The sequence below is a fragment of the Pseudomonas sp. A2 genome, from assembly GCF_023100865.1.
GTDB lineage: Bacteria > Pseudomonadota > Gammaproteobacteria > Pseudomonadales > Pseudomonadaceae > Aquipseudomonas > Aquipseudomonas asiatica.
Window position 1 is genome coordinate 3,978,086 of sequence record NZ_CP039127.1, and the last position, 21,044, is coordinate 3,999,129.

Annotated in this window: 16 protein-coding genes and 2 pseudogenes; all 18 read left to right on the forward strand. The window is 58.2% G+C overall.

All coding sequences use genetic code 11. The features are described from left to right. Positions 1 to 119: 119 nt before the first annotated feature. The 18 genes and pseudogenes from tssB to E5221_RS28820 all read left to right on the forward strand — a co-directional run bounded on the left by tssB (position 120) and on the right by E5221_RS28820 (position 20,570). The gene (gene tssB / locus E5221_RS18490; RefSeq protein WP_003258364.1) at positions 120 to 623 is read left to right on the forward strand and encodes a type VI secretion system contractile sheath small subunit; all 504 of its coding nucleotides are present in this window, start codon (positions 120 to 122) and stop codon (positions 621 to 623) included. A 17-nt stretch (positions 624 to 640) separates the two neighbouring features. Beyond that, positions 641 to 1,507, forward strand: a pseudogene (tssC, locus tag E5221_RS18495) (type VI secretion system contractile sheath large subunit); the annotation flags it as partial. Between the two features lie 114 nt (positions 1,508 to 1,621). After that, entirely contained in the window at positions 1,622 to 3,121 is a 1,500-nt protein-coding gene (gene istA, locus E5221_RS18500) for an IS21-like element ISPst3 family transposase (RefSeq protein WP_024012635.1), read from the forward strand. After that, the gene (istB, locus tag E5221_RS18505; RefSeq protein ID WP_010454871.1) at positions 3,114 to 3,917 is read left to right on the forward strand and encodes an IS21-like element ISPst3 family helper ATPase IstB; all 804 of its coding nucleotides are present in this window, start codon (positions 3,114 to 3,116) and stop codon (positions 3,915 to 3,917) included. The genes istA and istB overlap by 8 nt, the downstream gene beginning before the upstream one ends. A 207-nt stretch (positions 3,918 to 4,124) precedes the next feature. Continuing rightward, a pseudogene (tssC, locus tag E5221_RS18510) lies at positions 4,125 to 4,745 on the forward strand (type VI secretion system contractile sheath large subunit); the annotation flags it as partial. Further along, complete coding sequence (gene tssE / locus E5221_RS18515) at positions 4,742 to 5,152, forward strand: type VI secretion system baseplate subunit TssE (RefSeq protein WP_025339895.1); 411 nt, start codon at positions 4,742 to 4,744, stop codon at positions 5,150 to 5,152. The pseudogene tssC (E5221_RS18510) and the gene tssE, both read left to right, overlap by 4 nt. A 3-nt stretch (positions 5,153 to 5,155) precedes the next feature. After that, positions 5,156 to 6,922 carry a type VI secretion system baseplate subunit TssF gene (gene tssF / locus E5221_RS18520; RefSeq protein WP_039613129.1) on the forward strand — a complete coding sequence of 589 codons (1,767 nt, stop codon included), beginning with the start codon at positions 5,156 to 5,158 and terminating at the stop codon, positions 6,920 to 6,922. Further along, a complete protein-coding gene (tssG, locus tag E5221_RS18525) occupies positions 6,886 to 7,902 on the forward strand; it encodes a type VI secretion system baseplate subunit TssG (protein ID WP_247846211.1) in 1,017 nt (338 codons plus the stop codon). The genes tssF and tssG overlap by 37 nt, the downstream gene beginning before the upstream one ends. After that, the gene (locus E5221_RS18530) at positions 7,899 to 8,456 is read left to right on the forward strand and encodes an FHA domain-containing protein (protein ID WP_247846212.1); all 558 of its coding nucleotides are present in this window, start codon (positions 7,899 to 7,901) and stop codon (positions 8,454 to 8,456) included. The genes tssG and E5221_RS18530 overlap by 4 nt, the downstream gene beginning before the upstream one ends. Then, on the forward strand, positions 8,453 to 9,247 hold the full coding sequence (gene tssJ / locus E5221_RS18535; protein WP_247846213.1) for a type VI secretion system lipoprotein TssJ: 795 nt from the start codon (positions 8,453 to 8,455) through the stop codon (positions 9,245 to 9,247). The genes E5221_RS18530 and tssJ overlap by 4 nt, the downstream gene beginning before the upstream one ends. A gap of 52 nt (positions 9,248 to 9,299) precedes the next feature. Further along, positions 9,300 to 10,637 (forward strand): type VI secretion system baseplate subunit TssK, encoded by a 1,338-nt coding sequence (gene tssK, locus E5221_RS18540; RefSeq protein ID WP_247846214.1) that lies wholly within the window; start codon positions 9,300 to 9,302, stop codon positions 10,635 to 10,637. Position 10,638: 1 nt separating this feature from the next. Continuing rightward, the gene (icmH, locus tag E5221_RS18545; protein ID WP_085614397.1) at positions 10,639 to 11,508 is read left to right on the forward strand and encodes a type IVB secretion system protein IcmH/DotU; all 870 of its coding nucleotides are present in this window, start codon (positions 10,639 to 10,641) and stop codon (positions 11,506 to 11,508) included. Positions 11,509 to 11,642: 134 nt separating this feature from the next. Beyond that, a complete protein-coding gene (locus E5221_RS18550; protein ID WP_247846215.1) occupies positions 11,643 to 12,158 on the forward strand; it encodes an Hcp family type VI secretion system effector in 516 nt (171 codons plus the stop codon). 73 nt (positions 12,159 to 12,231) lie between these two features. Further along, positions 12,232 to 14,217, forward strand: a complete 1,986-nt coding sequence (tssI, locus tag E5221_RS18555; RefSeq protein ID WP_247846216.1) for a type VI secretion system tip protein TssI/VgrG — start codon at positions 12,232 to 12,234, stop codon at positions 14,215 to 14,217. 48 nt (positions 14,218 to 14,265) lie between these two features. Continuing rightward, complete coding sequence (locus E5221_RS18560; protein ID WP_247846217.1) at positions 14,266 to 14,697, forward strand: DcrB-related protein; 432 nt, start codon at positions 14,266 to 14,268, stop codon at positions 14,695 to 14,697. Positions 14,698 to 14,749: 52 nt separating this feature from the next. Beyond that, complete coding sequence (locus tag E5221_RS18565) at positions 14,750 to 19,396, forward strand: RHS repeat-associated core domain-containing protein (protein WP_247846218.1); 4,647 nt, start codon at positions 14,750 to 14,752, stop codon at positions 19,394 to 19,396. A 14-nt stretch (positions 19,397 to 19,410) separates the two neighbouring features. After that, positions 19,411 to 20,205, forward strand: coding sequence for a hypothetical protein (locus tag E5221_RS18570; protein ID WP_247846219.1), 795 nt, complete (start codon positions 19,411 to 19,413; stop codon positions 20,203 to 20,205). 242 nt (positions 20,206 to 20,447) lie between these two features. Further along, entirely contained in the window at positions 20,448 to 20,570 is a 123-nt protein-coding gene (locus E5221_RS28820) for a hypothetical protein (RefSeq protein WP_282189714.1), read from the forward strand. Positions 20,571 to 21,044 lie beyond the last annotated feature (474 nt).

The window sequence follows — 21,044 nt, forward strand, 5'->3', positions numbered from 1 at the left end:
ATTTTTTCGGTGCATGGTTTTTTACACGCACATAGCGAGACTCCAATTACGTTTAAATTTAAACATAACTTTGTAGGACGCTTCCTACATATATCAAAACTTTACGAAGGCTGACATCCATGAATAAAAGCTCAGGCTCCGTTGCACCCAAAGAACGCATAAACATCAAGTACGTACCGGCCACCGACGGCGAACAAGCCGAGGTAGAGCTGCCGCACAAGATGTTGGTACTAGGCGATTTCGGCCTGGATGATGCCCGCGCGCTGGAAGACCGTTCGATCATGCGAATCGACAAACACAGTTTCAACAATGTGTTGAACGACGCCGATGTCAGCCTCGCCATGTCCGTGCCATCCATGCTCAGCACTGCCCCCGACGCAGAGCTGGCGGTCAACCTGCAGTTCAAGTCCATCAACGATTTCGGGCCAGACAGCATCGCCCGCCAGGTACCGGAGCTGAACAAGCTGCTGGAGCTTCGCGAGGCATTGGTCGCACTGAAAGGCCCACTGGGCAACGTGCCCACGTTCCGCAAGCAACTGCAGCACCTGCTGAACAACGAACAGGCACGCAAACAACTGGCAGAAGAACTTGACCTGGTGCTCGAGGCGCCAAAAGAAGACTGAGACAACGGAGCGTCCCCATGCCAAAGCAAAACAGCACGACCGTCGCGGTTGAAACAACAACCGAAACACTGAGCAACGCCACCCTGCTCGACCAGATCATGGCAGAAACCAAGTTGGTACCTACTCAAGAGGGCTATCAAGTCGCTCGCCAGGGTGTATCTGCTTTTATCGCCGAAATCCTTAAAAGCCATGACCCTGATCAACTTATCAACAAACATCGCGTCGACCAGATGATCGCTGAGCTGGATCGGGTGCTCAGCAGGCAGATGGATGCAATCCTGCATCAGCCCGAGTTCCAGCAACTTGAATCCGCGTGGCGCAGCCTCAAACTTTTGGTCGACCGAACCGACTTCCGCGAGAACATCAAGCTCGAAGTCTTGCATGTCAGCAAAGATGACTTGCTCGATGACTTCGAGAATGCCGCCGATATCACTTGCAGCGGCATCTACAAGCATGTTTACACCGCAGGTTATGGCCAATTTGGTGGTGAACCCGTTGCTGCGATGGTTGGCAACTACAGCTTCGGCCCCTCTTCTCCCGATATAAAGCTGCTGAGTTACATGGCCTCGGTCGGTGCCATGGCACACGCCCCTTTTCTCGCGGCGCCCTCTCCTGAGTTCTTCAACCTGAGCAGCTTTGAAGAGCTGCCCAATCTGAAGGAGATCAAGGACATTTTCGCCGGCCCCCGGCATGCCAAGTGGCGTGCGTTCCGTGAAAGCGAGGATGCCCGTCATACCGGGCTGACCGGGCCGCGATTCATGCTCCGCTCTGCCTATCACCCGCAAGAAAACCCGGTCCAGAGCTTCACCTACGACGAGGACATCGCCGGGCGGCACGACAACTATCTGTGGGGCAACTCCGCCTTCCTGCTGGCCAGCTGCATTGTTGCCGCTGACCGAAAACTGACCCAGTAGAGGCTGTTCTGCCGACTGAAAACTGACCCAGGTGTTCAACTGCTTCTGCTCAATTTTTGAGCAGGAGAACACAGGGTGATCAGTATGGAAATGATGGGCAAAATTCGCCGGATGTATTTCCGCGACAAGCTGTCGCTGCATGAGATAGCCAAGCGCACCGGGTTGGCGCGCAACACGATTCGCAAGTGGGTCAGAGCACCTGAGGCCAAGCCGCCGGTCTACCAACGCCGCGCGATCTTCAACAAACTCAGCCCTTTTCACGCCACGCTGGAGCAGGCGCTAAAAGCCGATTCGCTGCGGCCCAAGCAACAGCGGCGCAGTGCCAAGGCGCTGTTGGCGCAAATCAAAGCCGAAGGTTATGACGGTGGCTACAGCCAGCTCACCGCGTTTATCCGTGCCTGGCGAGGGGGACAGGGCAAGGCGTCGCAGGCCTTTGTGCCGCTGACCTTTGCTCTTGGCGAGGCGTTTCAGTTTGACTGGAGCGAGGAAGGCTTGCTGGTCGGCGGCATTTACCGGCGTATGCAGGTGGCACATCTGAAGCTGTGTGCCAGCCGTGCGTTCTGGCTTGTGGCGTATCCGAGCCAGGGCCATGAGATGTTATTTGACGCCCATACACGCTCGTTCGGCTCCTTGGGCGGCGTGCCGCGCCGGGGCATCTACGACAACATGAAGACCGCCGTCGACAAGGTCAATAAGGGCAAAGGCCGGGCGGTGAATGCGCGCTTTGCGGTGATGTGCGCGCATTACCTGTTCGATCCGGACTTCTGCAACGTCGCCGCTGGTTGGGAAAAGGGCATCGTTGAAAAGAACGTGCAAGACAGCCGCAGGCGTATCTGGCTAGACGCCCAGGACTGCCAGTTTCACTCCTTCGAGGAACTCAATGCCTGGCTGGGCCAGCGCTGCCGCGCGCTTTGGAACGAGCTGACGCACCCTCAATACAGCGGGCTGAGTGTGGCCGAAGTGCTGGAGTTGGAGCGCGCTGAACTGATGCCTGTGCCAGCGCCATTCGACGGTTACGTCGAGCGGCCTGCGCGGGTCTCCAGCACCTGCCTGGTCAGCGTCGGGCGCAACCGCTACTCGGTGCCGTGTGAGTATGCGGGTAAGTGGGTCAGCAGCCGTTTGTATCCGACGCGAATCGAGGTGGTGGCTGACGACGCGCTGATCGCCAGCCATGTCCGCTTGCTGGATCGCGACCAGGTCAGCTATGACTGGCAGCACTACCTCCCGCTGATCGAACGCAAGCCCGGTGCGCTGCGCAACGGCGCGCCCTTTGCTGATCTGCCGGCGCCGCTGCGTCAGCTTAAGCACGGTCTGGGGCGTCATGCCGGCGGTGACCGGATCATGGCGCAAGTTCTGGCTGCCGTACCGGTCGCCGGGCTCGATGCGGTGCTGGTGGCTGTTGAGCTGGTACTGGAAAGCGGCAGCCTGAGCGCCGAACACATCCTCAATGTCGTGGCGCGCCTGGCCGCGACCGAACCACCACCCAGCGTCGAAACCCACTTGTCGCTCAAGGAAGCCCCCGTCGCTAACACGGCGCGCTACGACCGCCTGCGTGGCCAGACCGAGGAGATCGGTCATGCGTGATTTGATGGCGGAACTCAAGGAGCTGCGCCTGCACGGCATGGCCACGGCCTGGGCGGAGTTGACTGCGCAGGGTGAGTCGAACACAGCCTCGTCCAAGTGGCTGCTCGAACACCTGCTGGAACAAGAGCACACAGATCGCGCCATGCGCTCGGTGAGCCACCAGATGAACATGGCCAAGCTGCCGATGCACCGCGACCTGGCCGGCTTCGACTTCAGCGCCTCCAGCGCAGACGCTCGTTTGATCAGCGAACTGGCCAGTCTGGCCTTTACCGACACCGCGCAGAACGTGGTGCTGATCGGTGGGCCTGGCACCGGTAAAACCCACCTGGCCACTGCGCTGGCCGTGTCCGGCATCACCCGGCACGGCAAGCGCGTGCGCTTCTACTCCACGGTCGATCTGGTCAATCTGCTGGAGCGCGAAAAGCACGACGGCAAAGCCGGGCGGATCGCCCAAGCTCTGCTGCGCATGGATCTGGTCATCCTCGACGAACTGGGTTATCTGCCCTTCAGCCAGGCCGGCGGTGCGTTGCTGTTTCACCTGCTATCCAAGCTGTACGAACACACCAGCGTGGTGATCACCACCAACCTGAGCTTCGCCGAATGGTCGAGCGTGTTCGGCGACGCCAAGATGACCACCGCCCTGCTGGATCGGCTGACCCACCACTGCCACATCGTCGAAACCGGTAACGAGTCCTATCGCCTGCAACACAGTAGCTTGGCGGCCCAGGCCAAGATCAAATCACGGGAGCGAAAGCGTAAGGGCGGCCAGGAACCGGAGGACGATGAGCCGTTCTGATTTCATGGCGACGACGGCCTGCTACATGGCTGCGTGTGGCAGGTCTTAAACAACTGAACTGGGCTAGCGAAGGAGTGGGGGCAACAGCAGCTGCGCTGGTAGACTTATCCACAGTTGCTGGTAACAAAATCAGCAATCCGCCCTGGGTCAAATTTCAATCGGCAGGGTGGGTCAATTTTCCATCAGCGCCAACACAGCTGCATCAATGACAGCTTTGCCCGCTACCGCTGGTGCCCGAACATTATCGGCCCGCAGTCGGGTGGTGCCGTCGAAGATCTGCCGGTGCACCTGTACGAGTCACTGGGTCAGCTGCAGGCCAAGATTCCGACCGAAGTCCTGATCTCCGACCGCAAGGAGTTCGAGCTCGCCGAAGAGGGCTTCATCGCCCTGACCATGCGCAAGGACAGCGACAACGCCGCGTTCTTCTCGGCCAACTCGGTACAGAAGCCGAAGAACTTCCCCAAGACCCCGGAAGGCCTGCAAGCGCAAACCAACTACAAGCTCGGCACCCAGCTGCCCTACCTGTTCATCGTCAACCGGCTGGCCCACTACATCAAGGTGCTGCAGCGCGAACAGATCGGTAGCTGGAAAGAGCGCAAGGACCTTGAGTCCGAACTGAACAAATGGATCAGGCAGTACGTCGCCGACCAGGAGAACCCGTCAGCCGATGTGCGCAGCCGCCGCCCATTGCGTGCTGCAAGGGTCGAGGTGTCGGACGTTGCCGGTGACCCGGGCTGGTATCAGGTCTCGCTCGCCGTGCGCCCGCACTTCAAGTACATGGGGGCAAATTTCGAGATCTCCCTGGTCGGCCGGCTTGATACCCAATGAGTGGATTTTTCGACCGTTTGGTAACGGATCAACTCGCAAGCCGGGTGCCGTCCAGGCAAGAGAACGCTACCCAGAAGTTCGCCGCCATCAAGCGCCACCTGGAAACGCTGCTCAATGCTCGCCAGGGTTGCTCGCAAAGCAGCCCTGAGCTGGGCCTGAGTGACTTCAACGGGCACGACGCAAGCAGTGGCGACCTGCTGAAACAGGTGAGCGCGGACATCCGCCGCACCATTCAGCGCTTTGAGCCGCGTGTGCACGTGCGCGCGCTCAAGGCCGTCCCCGATTGCCATGCCCCGCTGGAACTGCATTTCAGGCTGGACTGCCACGTGCAGGTCAACAACCACACGGAGCAGCTGCAACTGGAGCTGCTGGTCAATGGCCATAACCGCCACACCCGAGTGAGGTGACCTATGTCACTCAAGGACCGATTCAGCGAAGAGTTGCGTTACCTCCATGAACTGGGGAACGACTTCGCCCAGGACAACCCACAACTTGCCCGCCTGCTCGGCAAGGGTGGCAGCGACCCGGATGTCGAACGCCTGATGGAAGCCTTTGCATTCCTCACGGCCAAACTGCGGCTCAAGCTGGAGGACGACCTGCCCGAGCTGACGCACCCCATGCTGCAGTTGCTGTGGCCCAACTACCTGCGGCCCCTGCCGAGCGCCACGATCATCCAGTTCACGCCGCGCAAGCAAGCGCTCAGCCAGTCGCAACCCATCGCCAAAGGCTCGCGGTTGTTCTCCAGCCCCGTGGATGGGGTGCCCTGCGAATTCCGCACCTGCACGGCGGTGGACATTCACCCGTTCGAGATCGAGTCGGTGAATGCAACCCAGACACTCGACAGTTCGGTGGTTCGCATCGGCCTGCAAACCTTGGTCGAGCGGCCGCTGAACACCCTGGGCTGCGCCAGCCTCGACTTTCACCTGAGCGGTGATACCCAAACTGCCCGCACGCTGTACCTGTGGATCGCTCAATACCTCAAGCATGTCTGCGTGACAGTCAATGGTGGGGTACGCCGGCTGCCGGCCAGCAGCATCGTGTTCCCAGGCTTCAGCCCGGACGAAGCGCTGCTGCCTTACCCACAGAACGTCTTTGACGGTTACCGGATCCTGCAGGAGTACTTCGTATTTCCCGAGCGTTTCCACTTCGTCAGCATCACCGGCCTGGAGAAAATCTGGCCTGATCAAGCGACTCAGCGGGTCGGCCTCGAATTTCACTTCACCCGACAGCTACCGGATTCGCTGCGTGTCGGCAAAGCAGACTTCAGCCTGTTCTGCACCCCGGCAGTGAACCTGCTCAGCCACAGCGCCGAGCCCATCGACCTGTCCAGCCGGCCCGCCCAGGTCGAGCTTGTGCCCAGAGGCAAGGAGCGGCACGCCTATGAAATCTTCAGTGTCGATCGGGTCATCAGCACCCGCACCACGACTGACGGAAGTACCGGTGAGCACCTGAGAACCTTCCGCCCCTTCGAGTCGTTCGCCCATGAGATCGAACATGTGCAAGGGCGCACGGCGTTGTACTACCGCTACACACTCGAGGACTCCCTGCGCGGCGATGGCGTCACCCACCGCATCGCTTTCGTGCGCGCCGATGCCAACGCCTACATCGGCGAACTGGAAACAGCGTCCATCGACCTGACCTGCACCAACCGCGACCTGCCGCTGGCGTTGGGTATCGATGACATCAACGTGCTCACCGAGATCACGCCGCCTCTGGCCACCTATACCAACATCCGTGCCCCCACCCGCCCCTACCGGCCGGTGCTGGATGGCCAGTTGCAGTGGGCCCTGATCTCCAACATGTCGCTCAACTACCTGTCGCTGCTCTCGGCCGAGCCACTGAAAGCGGTCATCCGCGCTTACGACTTCGCGGCCTTGCACGACATCCAGCAGACACGCACCACCCGCAAACGCCTCGATGGCATCCGTGATGTGCAAACAGAGCCGCTGGACTGGCTGATCAAGGGCCAGCCCATTCGTGGCTTGCGCACGCGGCTGAAGCTGGATCAAAGCGCATTCCTCTGCGAAGGCGACCTGTACCTGTTCGGTTGCGTGCTCGCGCACTTCTTCGCCCTGTACGCCAGCATCAATTCCTTCCACCAACTGGAAGTGATCAACACCACCAACAACGAGCACTACACATGGCCAATCCAGACCGGCAAACAACCGCTGATCTAGCCGACAGGCTGTTCGCCGAGGCGCACCAGTACAACTTCTTCCAGTTGCTGGAACGCCTGCACGGCTTGCATGGGGATGACCTGGAACCACGCTGGCCAGATCAGGCCACCCGGTTGAGGGTGCGGCTTGCCAGTGACCCGCGGCTGAGTTTCCCGGTTTCCGACATATACAAGGTCGAACGCATGCCCGGGGAAGCTGACCGCTACCGCGTGTGCACCACCTTCATGGGTTTGCATGGCACCGACTCGCCGCTGCCCACCTATTACCTGGAGCAGGTGGCATACGAGCATGCACAGGGCATCGGTGTGCGGCCGGCGTTCTTCGATTTCTTCAACCACTACCTGCTCAGCCTGCTGCATCGTATCTGGCGTAAATATCGCTACTACATCCGCTTTCAGCCGGGAGCTACCGATGGGTTCTCCCAGTACATCTTTGCCCTGCTCGGGTTGAATGACAGACAGTTGCGCGGGGACACGGCACTGCCGTGGAGCCGGCTGCTCAGTTTCGCCGGCGTCATTGCCAGCCGCAGCCGTGCGCCGGGCACGGTCGCCGGCATCATCGCCCACTGCTTCGACTTGAAGCAGGTACAGATCCGCGAGTTCGAAACCCGCTCGGTCCCCACTGCCGCCAAGCAACTGGTCAGCCTTGGCCGCAGCAACGGCGAGCTGGGCAGCACCTTCATGGTGGGCAGCCGCACGCGAACACGCAGCAGCAAGTTCACCATCGTGATCAGCGAACTCGACCCAGCGCAATTGCGTGACCTGCTGCCCAGCGGCATCAACTTCGGCCGGTTACGGGCACTGATCGACTTCCTGCTGCGGGATGGCCTGGCCTATGACCTGGAGCTGCGCCTGAAGCAGAACGCACTGCCGCCCTTCTGCCTGCACCATAGCCTGGGTGCCTACCTGGGCTGGACCAGCTTCGTCGATGACCGTCACCGCCAGAGCAGCCCTGTCGTGCGGTTCCGGGGGCGCTCATGAGCACTTTGACCTTGAGCATCACCAACCTGGATCAGTTGCAACACAACGTCACTGCCCGACATCAGTTCGACTGCACAGGCGGCACCATCGGCAGCGCGAAGGCCACCTGGCAGATCAACGACCGTGACCAGACCGTTGCACCGATCCATTGCGAGATCCGCTGGATCGAGGGCAGCTTCTGCGTCATCGATCGCTGTCAGCGTACCTACCTGAACGACAGCCTCCACAGCCTGGGGTCGCTTACCGCCAGGCGGCTGCTCGAGGGTGACCAGTTGCGCATCGGCGCCTATCGGCTGCAGGCCCAGCTTGCGCAGGCCGATGCACGCTCACTGGAGGACCTGTTCAGCCCTGAACAGACAACCCTTGATCACTGGTTGCTGGATGTTCCACCCGAGGCTTGTCATGCCGCTGCAACCGCCCCCCAAGCTGTCGCGGACATCTGCTCGGCATTCGAACCGGGTATAGGCAACGACCCCTTGGCGGCACTGGACACCGAGGCAGCGCCAGCGCAGCAGAGCCCACTGGAACGGCTGATTGCAGGAGAACGCCCATGATGCGTCCAACATGCGTGGCCGGCCTGCTGACGGCGCTGATCGGGCTCTCGGGTTGCACGTCCCTGAGCAAGATTGGCCAGGTGGTGATGGACCCGTCATTGCCCATCGGACCGCCCGGGGAACACCCCACCCAGGTCGCGTTCAGCATCAACGCCAGCCCAACGCTCAATGGCAACCCGAACAGCCTTGAGGTGGCGCCCGAGCCCGGGCCGGTTGTGGAGCCCAGCCCTTACGCGGTCAGCCTGAGTGCAGGCGACCCCTACGTGCTGACCGAGAAAGTCGGGGCCCTGTTCGAGTACCTGCAGGAACAATTCCCGGCCATGTCGCCCGTCGATTCGCCAGTTGACGATGGCGAGGATCCGGCGCGCTCCCCCATGGAAGAAAGTACCCCGGGCAGCTACGACGACCCGACCGTGGTGCTGACCTTGCCGCGCACCACCACCGTGGCCGCCGAGCCCGTCGCTACGCCCATGGCCGTGAAGATCCTGCAACTGCGCGACGACTCTCTCTTGCGCAACAGCGTTTACGAACTGCTGGACAAGGACCCTGCCGAGGCACTGCGCAGCACCTACATACGCGATGACGATTACCTGCTGCGCCCTGGCCAGTTCAAGTTCATCCCCTTTGCGCCCATCGAGGCCGAAACGCGCTTCGTCGCGGTGATCGCCGACTACCGGAACCAGGAAAACGCCACCTGGAGCCAGGTGCTGCGCATTCCGCCCCGCGGGCACCAGATCATCCTGTCGGTGTTGCTCAACGACACGCAGCTCCTGCTCAAGGAGGAAGACTGATGGCGCCTGTAACCCTGCCCTTCTCGCTTACTCACGCTGACATGGAGCGCTCATGAGTTCACGTAACCCTGTCCTGTGGCCGGAAGGCCTGTTCGTCAAACCGCAGCATTTCCAACAGGCCGCCCGTGCCGCCGAAGCGGCCCTGCATCAACGTCTTGGCAGCCTGAACGCAGCCTTCTATGGCTTCAGCGAATTGCAGTTGAACGACGAGTATCTGAGCCTGGGCAAGGTCGCCATCACTCGTGCGCGGGGCATCATGCCGGACGGCACGGTGTTCGATATCCCTGCAGACCTGCCACCACCGCCACCGCTGGAAATCGAAGACGACGGCGCGAAAGACAGCGAGATCTACCTGTGCCTGCCGCTGCGCACCGAAGGTGGCCGTGAAGTAAGCTGGCCCGATAACCCCGCCAACTTCCGTTACAGCGCCCAGGCCCTGGAAATCAAGGACACGCACAGCGCCGACGGTGACCTGGTGCAGGTTGACCTGGCGGTGCCCAACCTGCAGCTCAAACGCAAGGCCGACGACAGCAGCGCCTACACCCGCCTGGCCGTGACGCGCATTCTGGAACGGCGCCCCGATGGCAGCCTGCAACTGGATGAAGGCTTCTATCCCACCAGCGTTTCAGTGCGCGCCGTACCCGCGCTGCAACGGTATCTGGAAGAAATCACCAACTCCCTGCGCGAACGTGCGCGCAACCTCGCCGCCCGCATTGGCGCCTCAGGGCAGTCCGGCATCGCCGACATTCGCGACTTCAACCTGCTGCAGGCCATGAACCGCTGGTGGCCATGCTTCCAGCATCTGGCCAGGCAAGGGCAGACCCACCCCGAACAGTTGTACCTGTGCATGAGCCAGGCCTGTGGCGAGTTCGTGACGTTTACCGACGAGAGCCGGCTGCCGCAGGAATACCCCGCCTATCACCATACCGCGCTGCGCACCTCCTTCAAGCCGCTGGAAGACACGCTACGCCGGGCACTGAGCACGGTGCTGCAACCCCGCGCCGTTTCGCTGCCGCTGGAGACGCTGGAGTACGGCTTGCTGACAACCACGCTGGAGGATCGCCGCCTGATCGACGAGGCCGACTTCATTCTGGCAGTGCGAGCCCACATGCCGCCTCAGACATTGCGTCGAATGTTCGTGCAGAAGGCAAAGGTCGTCTCGCTGGAGTCGTTGAACGAGGTCGTGCCGCTGCAGCTTCCAGGTATTCCACTGGTGCCGCTGCCCGTGGCACCTCGGGATCTGCCCTTCCATGCAGGCTTCACCTACTTCGAGCTGGACCGTCGTTCCCCGGCCTGGGCGGGCATGGAGGCATCCAGTGGCTTCGGTATCCATGTCGCGGGGGAGTTCCCGGGGCTGGAACTGCAGTTCTGGGCGATCAGGCGTGAATGAAATGAAAGAAGAAAACAGCCCCCCAACTGATGCCGAACAGGTCGAAAGCGAGCAACTGCACGCGATGCTCGAGGCGTCGTTGTCCAACGACTCACCCGCACCGACAGCGGCTGATGGCGCTGAGCGAAAGCCGAAGGCAGAACCAGTGTATGAAGGCTACCCGGCAGACCCAGACTTCCAGCTACGTGGCGGCTACGACAACCTGATGCTGGATGCAGCCGCGCCGCTGTTCGGCCTGGTGATACGCCTGCGCACACTGGATGCGCTGCCCAACATCAAGGAGGTGCACCAGCAGGTGCGCAACCAGATCGAAAACGTGCGGGAAGAGATGCGCCAGCACGGCTACGAGCCCGCTCAGTTGCTGGCGTACTCATACGGTCTTTGCCTTTTCATCGATGAAGCTGTCATGGACAGGCCTTGGGGTAAAACCAGCTGCTGGAGCCAGGAGCCCCTGCTCAGCATCTTCCACGACGAAACCTGGGGTGGAGAGAAAGTCTTCACCGTACTGTCGCGCCTCATGCAGGAACCCAAACGTTATCAGGACGCGCTGGAGTTCATGTACTTCGCGCTTTGCCTCGGTTTGAAGGGCAAGTACGCCATCGCCCCGAAGGGCGAAGAATCCCTCAACGCACTGATACATCAACTGCACGGGATCATTCGCGAGCTGCGCGGCCCTACGCCGGAGACCGTCTGCGATCCGTACACCAACGTCGCCCCAAGCAACTTCCGCATGAACCGGCAATGGCCGTGGTGGAGCCCATTGGTCATTTCCGCCCTCGCCATGGCGGTGGCCTACGGCATCTACAGCTACCGGCTGCACCTCATTACCACCGAGGTGCTGGAGTCGCTGAACGGCATCTTGCAGCAGTAGCGAGCCCACACACGGCTCAACTGATTTCAAGGAATTAGCGAAGCGTTTGCTTCGTTGACAAGCCCATCGTTCCCGATGGCCACGCCACCCTGGGTGCGCGTGTTTATATCCACATGGACGCAGGAGAAACTGCCATGGCTACACCCGCATACATCAAGATGATTGGTCAAACTCAAGGCAACATCACGGCCGGGGCCTTCACCGCTGACTCTGTCGGCAACGTTTACCAGCAAGGCCACGAGGATGAAATCCTGGTTCAGGAGATCAAGCATGAAGTGACCACACCCACAGACCCACAGAGCGGCCAGCCCACCGGACAACGCGTACACAAACCATTTGTCTTCACCAGCTCTTTAAACAAGGCGACGCCGCTGATGTATCAGGCCTTGGCTACCGGCGAAATGTTGCCTAGCGTCCAAGTCAATTGGTATCGCACCTCAGTGGAAGGCAAACAGGAGCACTTCTTCACGACCAAGCTCGAAGACGCCACCATCGTCAGCATCAACACCGTCCTACCGCATGCCCAAGACAAGGAGAACGAAAACTACACCCAGCTGATCGAGGTAGCGCTGGCCTATCGGAAGATCTCCTGGACACACGATGCCGCAAAAACCGAAGGGTCTGACGACTGGCGCGCACCGGCCGCCTGATATCTGCACATGCTCCGGGTGGGTGCTCCTGCCCGGACTTGGTATCACCTCAGACGGCGGACAAGGATTGCTTATGCCTAGCCAATCTGACTTGCGTTACAGCTTCCAGCCTTTAGTTGGAAAAGCTGAATTCGAAGTGGTGTCGTTCGAACTCCGAGAGGGGATCAGCATGCCCTTCGAGTTGGAGCTGAAACTGATCAGCTTCGAAAACGATATCGACTTCGGCCACCTGCTCGACAAGCCCGTACTTTTTACCATCTGGGACGGCGAACGCCCGGTGCGCTACGTGCACGGCCTTGTCAGCCGCTTCAGCCAGGCTGAAAGTGGCTTCTACCGCACCTACTATCACGCGCTGGTCGAGCCCCAGCTGGCCCGGGCCGACCTGCGCTCGAACTGGCGCATCTTCCAGCAAAAGACCGTTCCGCAAATTCTTGAGCTGATGCTCCAGCGCCAGGGCATCAACCAGTACGAACTGCGCGCCAGCATGGACCATCAGGTCCGCGAGTTCTGCGTTCAGGCCGGTGAGACGGACCTGGCGTTCATCGCCCGCCTGGCTGCCGAAGAAGGCTTCGTCTACCGCTTTGCGCACAGTGAAAAGCTGCACAAGCTGATCATTACCGATCGGCTGCAATCATTCGGCTTGATCAGCCATGGGACCATCAAGGCCGATAATGACGACGAGGGCTTCTTTGATGCCGACGAGCCTGTAGACCCCAACAGCGTGCTGTACCAAGCCACCGGCGGTGGCGATCAAGCCATGCCGTGCCTTCGCCGCTTGCGCTACAGCGAACAGGTGCGCACCGCTCGCCAGGTTCAGCGCGACTACACCTTTACCAACCCGGCCTACCGCCAGGAACACAGAGCTGCCGGGCCCTTCCTGGAGCATCAGTCCAACGAGTACGAATTCTTCGATTATCCAGGCCGTTACAAACGCGATGCGGTTGGCAAGCCGTTCACTGAGAACCGCATCACTGCGCTGCGCCACGATGTGCGTATTGCCGAAGTTGAGGGTGACGATGTTCGCCTGCAACCGGGCCTGAGCTTCACCCTCACAGGTCACCCACGTGACGACCTCAACGCGCACTGGCGGGTGAACACGGTTACCCACAAAGGCATCCAGTTCACCAGCCTGCAAGAAGAAGCCGCAGGTGTGGAACAAGGCACGCGCTACGAGCAGACCGCCGTGCTGGTCCCCGGTCGGACCGAATGGCGCCCTGCCCCACTATCAAAACCACGCGTTGATGGCCCGCACATGGCTACCGTGGTCGGCCCGAAGGGAGAAGAAATCTATTGCGATGAGTGGGGCCGGGTGAAGGTCAGCTTTCCCTGGGACCGTGAAAGCCAGAACAACGAGTTCAGTTCCTGCTGGGTGCGTGTGTCGCAAGGCTGGGCCGGTGGCAGCTGGGGCTCGATGGCGATCCCGCGCATCGGCCAGGACGTGATCATCCAGTACGTCAATAGCGACCCCGACCAGCCGATGATTACCGGGCGTACCTACTGTGGTGATCAGCTCCCGCCCTACGACCTGCCCGACCACAAGACCCGCATGACCATCAAAAGCCAGACCCACAAGGGGGATGGTTTCAATGAACTGCGCTTTGAGGACGAACTGGGCAAGGAAGAGGTGTTCATCCATGCCCAGAAGGACCAGAACACCCAGGTCAACAGCAACCAGTCTCTCACCGTCGGTGTTGATCGCACCCAGAGCATTGGCCAGGACGAGTCCGTTGCCATCGGCCGCAATCGCCTGCGCGTGGTGAAAGCCAATGACACCCTGAAAGTCGGCGGCGGCAAAAACGACCTCATCGCCGGCGACTACGAGATCGAAGCAGGCAACACCCTGCGCCTCAAGTGCGGCAAGACACTGATCGAGATGCAGGCCAACGGCACGCTCAATATCACCTGCGAGACCTTCAACCTCACCGGGCAACAGACCGGACAGATCAACACGCCCGCAGCGAAGCTCGACCTCAACCCTGAGGGCGGAGCGGCGGGTGCCGCAGCGGATGGACGCGATAGCAGTGCACTGAAAGCCGATGTGGATGGGCATTTCAAGTAGCTGCTTGCACTTGCCCGTACGTAAAGACCTCCTGAAAGGACTCCCGCAATGACGGAATACCTGACTCACGACCTGATCCTCAATCTAGGCGAGGAAGCACCTGAAGACCTCACGCTCAACATGCTGCGCTTTCGTGCCCGAGACACCACGTTGGTTATGGCGCGCAGCCCCGTCGGCAACGACAAGACCCTGGACCAAGCCATCGATGACCAACTGCGGATGCTGCGAAAAAAGTCCGGGGCAATGACCATCACACCCACGAAGATCGCGCGTTTGGGGGGCGGTGAACACTCCGTCGAAGCCCGCGAAATGGCCATTGAATTCAAGGTGGGGGACAAGCCCAATTTCCAGCTCCAGGCCGCCTGCATGATTCCAGGCCAGCACCGGCTGCTGGTGATCAACTACAGCAAGCCAAGCCCTTTGAGCAGCGACGACATCGAGCACTGGCGCGCAATCAAACAACAGCTCCGGTTCACCTGACCCCTTCACCACCCAGGTCAACCTCATTCAGAACTTTTGGAGCTTGCAAGCCATGGCGCAGATCGTTCACGCCGCCCGCATGGGCGATGAAATACTGCATCCGTCCCTGATCGCCGAGATGGTCAGTGCAGTTGCAGAGGCCGTCATTTATGCCGCAGCCACCGCCGCCGTGGCTGCCGCTATCAGCCTGGCCGTTGTCGGTACTGTCGCGACGGGGGGCGCAGCTGGCATCGCCATCGCCGCCGTTGCGGGAGTGGCGGTCGGTGCGATGAGCACCCTTTCGGTCGGTGAAGACCAGACTGTCGGCGATGCCATCTCCCGCTTTTGCGACAGCCTTGGCAACAGCGTGGATGCACCCGACCCCTACGGAAAGATCGAAAGCGGGTCACACAACGTGTTCGTCAACAGCAAGCCCGCCGCTCGCGCAGCCGGTATCACAGGGCCGCCAGGAGGGGGAGCGGCCGACGCAGAGCAAGCAGAGCCTTCGATTCTGGAGAACGTGGGCTCCATGGCCATGGCGGCGGTGCCCTACCTGCTCCCGGTGGTGGGGCTGGGCATGGCGATACGCGACATCTTCAACCCGCCCGTCACCACGCCAAAGGACCCCGGCGCGGAATCCAAAGAGCAGGACAAGATTTCATGCAGCCGCCACCCGCCTTTGCCCGAAAACCATATTGCGCAAGGGTCGGACAAGGTCTTCATCAACGGCCAGCCTGCAGCGCGATCGGGTGACAGGACCACCTGCGATGCCACGATCGATGTGAATGAGAAAGTATCGCCGAATGTGCGCATTGGCGGCGGGACAGCGACGGTTCGGGATATTCGCAATGGCAAGAGCAAGGTTGCGATGTTTACCGGGATTATTGCGGGGATACTTATTTCACGACGTTTTGGGCGCATTAAAGGTTGCAAGGCTGGCAACCCTGTTGCTGTAGCCACGGGTAGCAAATTCCAGGACGGTCCCGAGGACACTGACTTCAGTCTCCCTGGCCTGCTCGGTATCGAATGGGCTCGCCGCTACGATAGCAGGGACACTCGCAATGGTGGCCTGTTCGGAAAGGGCTGGAGTGTTCCTTATGAAGTTGAACTGGTCCGCGTCCCGCATCCTGAAGGCGGCGAGTTGTGGATTTACGTCGATGAAGAAGGCAATCGCCTGGAACTCGGGCGCCTGCGCGCCGGCGATGCCTTTGTCAGTGTTGTGGACGGCTTGGCGTTCTTCCAGTTGGAGGATGGCCAAACAGTTGTCGAGGACATTCATGAGGGACGCTACAAGGTTTTTGATGTCGACCCGCACGAGCCCAGTCGTTCAAGACTCATCAGGCTAAGCGACCGCAATCTCAATTACGTAGATGTGCTTTACGACAAACAAGGTCGCCTGCAAGCACTCTATGACAAGTACGGCCAGACGGTTGTCCAGCTTCACTATGATGCTGCGCATGCAAGGCGCGTATGCAAGGTGTCGCGGCTCTTCCTGTCAAACAACGGTGAGCCCGCTATCGAGCGGAACGAGCTGCTGGTCAGCTACAGCTATACCGACAGTGGGCAGTTGCAAGAAGTTCTGGATGCAACGGGCCAGGTGGTGCGTAACTTCGGTTATACCGGAGAGGGCTATCTGAAGCGTCACCAACTGGCCAGCGGCGCCGTCCGCGAGTACGAGTGGGCACGCTACACCATTCCTGAAAAACGTCCTACACCAAGACGGGCGGACGGAACACCCTATCGCCTGCCGCCTTTGCTTGAGCCGCAACCTGACCACGAATGGCGGGTGGTTCGTCACTGGGGTAGCGATGGGGAGGAGTACAAGTTCGAGTACAACCTCGAAGAAGGCGAAACCCTCGTAACAGACGGACTGGGACGTATAGACCGCTATTTCTGGGGCCCGCTGTACGACGTTTACAAGCATGTCGATGCACTTGGGAACTGCTGGCAAGCAGAGATCGTCGCCGGCCAGTTGGTCAAACGAACTGATCCGCAGGGCGGCGAGTGGGGATACAGCTATGACGATATCGGGCGTCTGATCGAGACACGTGACCCGCTTGGGCGAAGCGAACGCATAAGCTATCTGCGCCACTGGGCTTTGCCCGTTCAGGTCACAGACGGAGCAGGACGTACCCGGCGCTATGGCTACGATGCTCATGGCAATTTACTGTGGGAGCAGGACCCACTGGGCCGGAGCACAGAGTATCAATACAACCCGGAAGGTCGTGTTACCCGCGTCACCGATGCCCTCGAAAAGACCAAGCACCTGGGTTGGAACACCCGTGGCCAGTTGCTCAGCTATCGCGACTGCAGCAACAACCAGACGCTGTACCACTACGACTTGCATGGCCGCCTGAGCGAAAGCATCAATGCCCGCGGAGAGCAGACCCACTTCCGCTATGACGCTCGCGGCTATCTCATAGAAAGCGAACGACCCGATGGTCGTATCGACCGCTACGAAGTTGATACCGCCGGCCAGCTGACGCGCTACATCGATCCCGCGCAAAAGATCTTGCAGTTTCGCTATGACCGCAGCGGCCGCCTGGTAAAACGCACCGATGCCATGGGGTACAGCGTGAAGTTTCGCTACGACGCCTATGGTCGCCTGCTGCAACTCACCAACGAGAATGAAGAGTCCTACACGTTTGGCTGGGACAAACTTGACCGCCTGGTGGCACAACAAGATCTGGATGGAAGTGGCCGGATATACGAGTACGACACACTCGACGGTGTCACCAGCCTAACCCATGTCCCCTCTTCATACGAACAGCCACCCCTCTCCGGCAACGCCCCGCCGACACGGGCCACTTCGATTCGCCATGATTTCCAACGTGATGCCGTTGGCCGTCTGCTGAGCAAACGCACCGAGGATGGCATCACCGACTACAGCTACGACACCGCCGACAACCTGTTGTCCATCACGTTCACGGACAACCAGGGTGAGCAACAGCAGCTTGATTACACCTATGACGCGAACGGGCAGTTGCTCAGCGAAACCAACAGTGCCGGGCTGCTGCAATACCGCTATGACGAACTGGGCAATCTGCAGACGTTGACACTGCCTGACCAGCGACAACTGAACTACCTGCACTACGGCAGTGGGCACCTTCATCAGATCAACCTGAACGGCCGGGTCATCAGTGACTTCGAGCGCGATGCGGTGCACGACGAAGTGCTACGTACTCAGGGAAGTCTCATCACTCGCACCCGCTATGACCAGAGCGGCCGTCTGGGTAGCAAGACCATCCACTATCGCGATGCCCCGGTTGAAATGCTGCCGTTACTTGAGAAGAGCTACCGCTACGATGCTAGTGACAACCTGATTGCTGAGATTCTGACCCAAACCCAGCGTCGTGGTGTTGCCGACGTTGCAACTGAAGACGCCGCACACCTTGAACAGATCATCGGCCATTTTCATCGCTCCTCACACACCGGCAAGAGTTACACCGGTAGCAACCGGTATGGCTACGATCCGAACGAGCAGTTGCAGAGTACTCAGCAGTCTCGCCCCAACTGGCAAGCGACACAGGTTGAGGATTTCAAATATGACAAGGCCGGCAACCTGTTCGACGGGCCGAAGCTCAACGGCCTGATCAAACACAACCGTGTACTGGTCTATCAGGACAAACGCTATCGCTATGATCGATTTGGGCGATTGTGCGAGAAAAGGATTGGGAGTAACTGGGTACAGTACTTCGAGTACGACGCTGAACAACGTCTGATTTGCGTAGACCAGTATCGCAGCGGTGAGCGCGAACGTGTTGTGTTTCGTTACGATCCACTGGGAAGACGAATCAGCAAGGAGGTTTACCAAGGCGGACACTCAGAACCACGCCAACAGGTAGTGTTCTACTGGCAAGGGTTCCGCCTGCTGCAGGAGATACAGAGTGGTATGTACAGTCTTTTCATCTATGCCAACACGAACGGCTATGAGCCATTGGCGCGAATAGATGGAAGTCCTAGCCAAGAGGATATCCACTATTTTCACACCAACTTGGCAGGACTTCCTGAACAACTAACTGATAGCAATGGGGATATCACGTGGCGAAGTGACTATCATGGCTGGGGCAAGACACATGGCGAGTGGCACCGCTTAGCAGAAAGACGACAACAAAATCTTCGACATCAAGGCCAGTACGCAGATATTGAAATATCTTTTTATTACAATATTTTCAGACTCTACGACCCAGATCTTGGTCGCTTCACACAGCCGGATCCTATCGGGCTCATGGGTAACACCAATCTTTATCCATACCCACCGAATCCGACTACCTATACCGACCCACTTGGTCTGGACTGGAACTACGTCCTAGTCGACAGTAGTGGCCCATATTACCATGGGCGCGCATCTGATAAAGAAACCCTAAAGACCGTAGCGCGGCGCCATAGTAAGAACAAAGGTATCGATGGATACCGCTTCCAAGCTGGAGATACAATTCACCAGGTCACACCAGTCGGCACGAGAAGAGACATTGTCCGGGGGATAGAAGATATTGGTAGTCGCGAGAATGGCGTACTTGGCCGTGGAACAGGTAGAGTTAGAGGAAACGTGGATCCTGGCATCTCAGACAAAAACCGTAACCGTCCAGCATATCTTGCTCAAGCAGGGGCGTATTTAGAAAGCAAAGGGGTCACATCACCAACCAAACTTCCCTCTCTTAACAACATGGCTCACCCACACACCCCACCCACTCAGAAAATCCCAAGTATTTGCAAATAGCAGAGCACTCCATCATGAAAATCCCAGCCAGAACCAAAAAAGCGTTAAAGAATTACTCTATAGGTATAGACAGCCATGACGAAGATATCAGCATCTTGATTGAATCAGAGCTATACATCCCCCCAAAAACAATGTCTCACGACGAGTGCTTGAGGTGGCTTGACCATTCACTCAAATCAACATCCAAAAAACTTGTTACAGATCACTTCCTCTACGGGGTTCAAAACTTCAAACCTGAATACAGAGCCGCTTTTTCGGCCTTTTCAGTTGCATCAAAGTTACCGCGCCACACTTACCAAGGACTCGACGTTTACTGCAAAACTTGCGGAGCCTTCGAGACTCAAACCATAGACCTGACACTTATCAACTGCTCCAGATATCTCTACGGCTCATTAAGAAGCATGACTCCTGCAGATCTAGCTCTCTATTTACAACTAGACACTAATCTACCAGCACCAAAAAAATTCACAAACGAGAGATTCATAGTTCTTTTAAGCGAACTAGCCATCTCTCCAATAAACGAGACCCCCACATCGCTACTTAAAAGACTAAGCAACAATAAGCACTTAAATTTTCCAAAAGAAGAAATCAGAGGCCTACTAGAAACTCTCGGATTTACCGGAATCTTGCAATCCCCTTTGCACCCAGGCTATATCTATGAATACACACCTCCCTTTTCAAAATCCGCAAAAACATCAAAATCTGATTGGCGATACCCCATTGACTTCTGGACAGGCACAAACGGAATTAATGAATCAGCTATAAAATTTTGGTTTTCCGAACAGCAAGATATCATGGACAAAATATAAAAACTCACAGCAATTGGAGTGAGCGAACAATAGAAACCAATATAGATGTAAATCTATTGCTGCCGCTCCTGCCCTTGGGACTCTCCGATCAAGTCAGCACAACCAGAGCCATGGAACGCGGTGAAGGCATGGATATGATGAATGTCGAGCTGACCATTCACTAAGCGAAAAGGGCGATCAACAGACATCCAGCAGTATGTCTGTTGCCACCAAATAAAACCACTTGCCCACAGGAGAAAAACATGGAACTCCCTTTCGCAAAATTCCAAGCCCAATACACCAACATGCAAAGTGGTGCCATTAATAAAAATCCACTTTACGCAAAGGTTAAGACAAATGGACAAAAAAAAGCTATTTGCCCATAATGACATCACGCTCAACGACTCACTGCCAGGATTGAGCATTAACTCATTAAAACACATATTCCCTAACAATTTCCCTGGAAGAGACAGCCTAATATCATTTTACTCCACCTATAATGGAGGATACTTTGATGGCGGCGCCTATATCTACAGAGAAGACATTTACACCTTAAAGCCAGACGACTACAACCTCCTAGAAATCGAAGCGTTCAACTTTATACCCGCGCACCCAAACCAGACACACTCAAGATTAATGTCGACAACAGAAAAACTAGACTTAAGAATAATTCATCACAAAGCTAACTCCTGTTTTCTTTCAAAAAACATCCCTTTCGCGGGTGACGCTGGCGCCAACGACTTTTGGATTGACACAGCAACCGGAGTTATTAGATACACGAGATCAGAGCACCTATCCGATCCCTCGCGCGCAATACTTGTCGCTCCCAATTTTCGCACTTTCCTCGACGCCATAAGAGG

Coding starts and splice junctions, on each gene's coding strand:
- tssB (WP_003258364.1), top strand. CDS start 120: ATGAATAAAAGCTCAGGCTCCGTTGCACCCAAAGAACGCATAAACATC.
- istA (WP_024012635.1), top strand. CDS start 1,622: ATGGAAATGATGGGCAAAATTCGCCGGATGTATTTCCGCGACAAGCTG.
- istB (WP_010454871.1), top strand. CDS start 3,114: ATGCGTGATTTGATGGCGGAACTCAAGGAGCTGCGCCTGCACGGCATG.
- tssE (WP_025339895.1), top strand. CDS start 4,742: ATGAGTGGATTTTTCGACCGTTTGGTAACGGATCAACTCGCAAGCCGG.
- tssF (WP_039613129.1), top strand. CDS start 5,156: ATGTCACTCAAGGACCGATTCAGCGAAGAGTTGCGTTACCTCCATGAA.
- tssG (WP_247846211.1), top strand. CDS start 6,886: ATGGCCAATCCAGACCGGCAAACAACCGCTGATCTAGCCGACAGGCTG.
- E5221_RS18530 (WP_247846212.1), top strand. CDS start 7,899: ATGAGCACTTTGACCTTGAGCATCACCAACCTGGATCAGTTGCAACAC.
- tssJ (WP_247846213.1), top strand. CDS start 8,453: ATGATGCGTCCAACATGCGTGGCCGGCCTGCTGACGGCGCTGATCGGG.
- tssK (WP_247846214.1), top strand. CDS start 9,300: ATGAGTTCACGTAACCCTGTCCTGTGGCCGGAAGGCCTGTTCGTCAAA.
- icmH (WP_085614397.1), top strand. CDS start 10,639: ATGAAAGAAGAAAACAGCCCCCCAACTGATGCCGAACAGGTCGAAAGC.
- E5221_RS18550 (WP_247846215.1), top strand. CDS start 11,643: ATGGCTACACCCGCATACATCAAGATGATTGGTCAAACTCAAGGCAAC.
- tssI (WP_247846216.1), top strand. CDS start 12,232: ATGCCTAGCCAATCTGACTTGCGTTACAGCTTCCAGCCTTTAGTTGGA.
- E5221_RS18560 (WP_247846217.1), top strand. CDS start 14,266: ATGACGGAATACCTGACTCACGACCTGATCCTCAATCTAGGCGAGGAA.
- E5221_RS18565 (WP_247846218.1), top strand. CDS start 14,750: ATGGCGCAGATCGTTCACGCCGCCCGCATGGGCGATGAAATACTGCAT.
- E5221_RS18570 (WP_247846219.1), top strand. CDS start 19,411: ATGAAAATCCCAGCCAGAACCAAAAAAGCGTTAAAGAATTACTCTATA.
- E5221_RS28820 (WP_282189714.1), top strand. CDS start 20,448: ATGGAACTCCCTTTCGCAAAATTCCAAGCCCAATACACCAACATGCAA.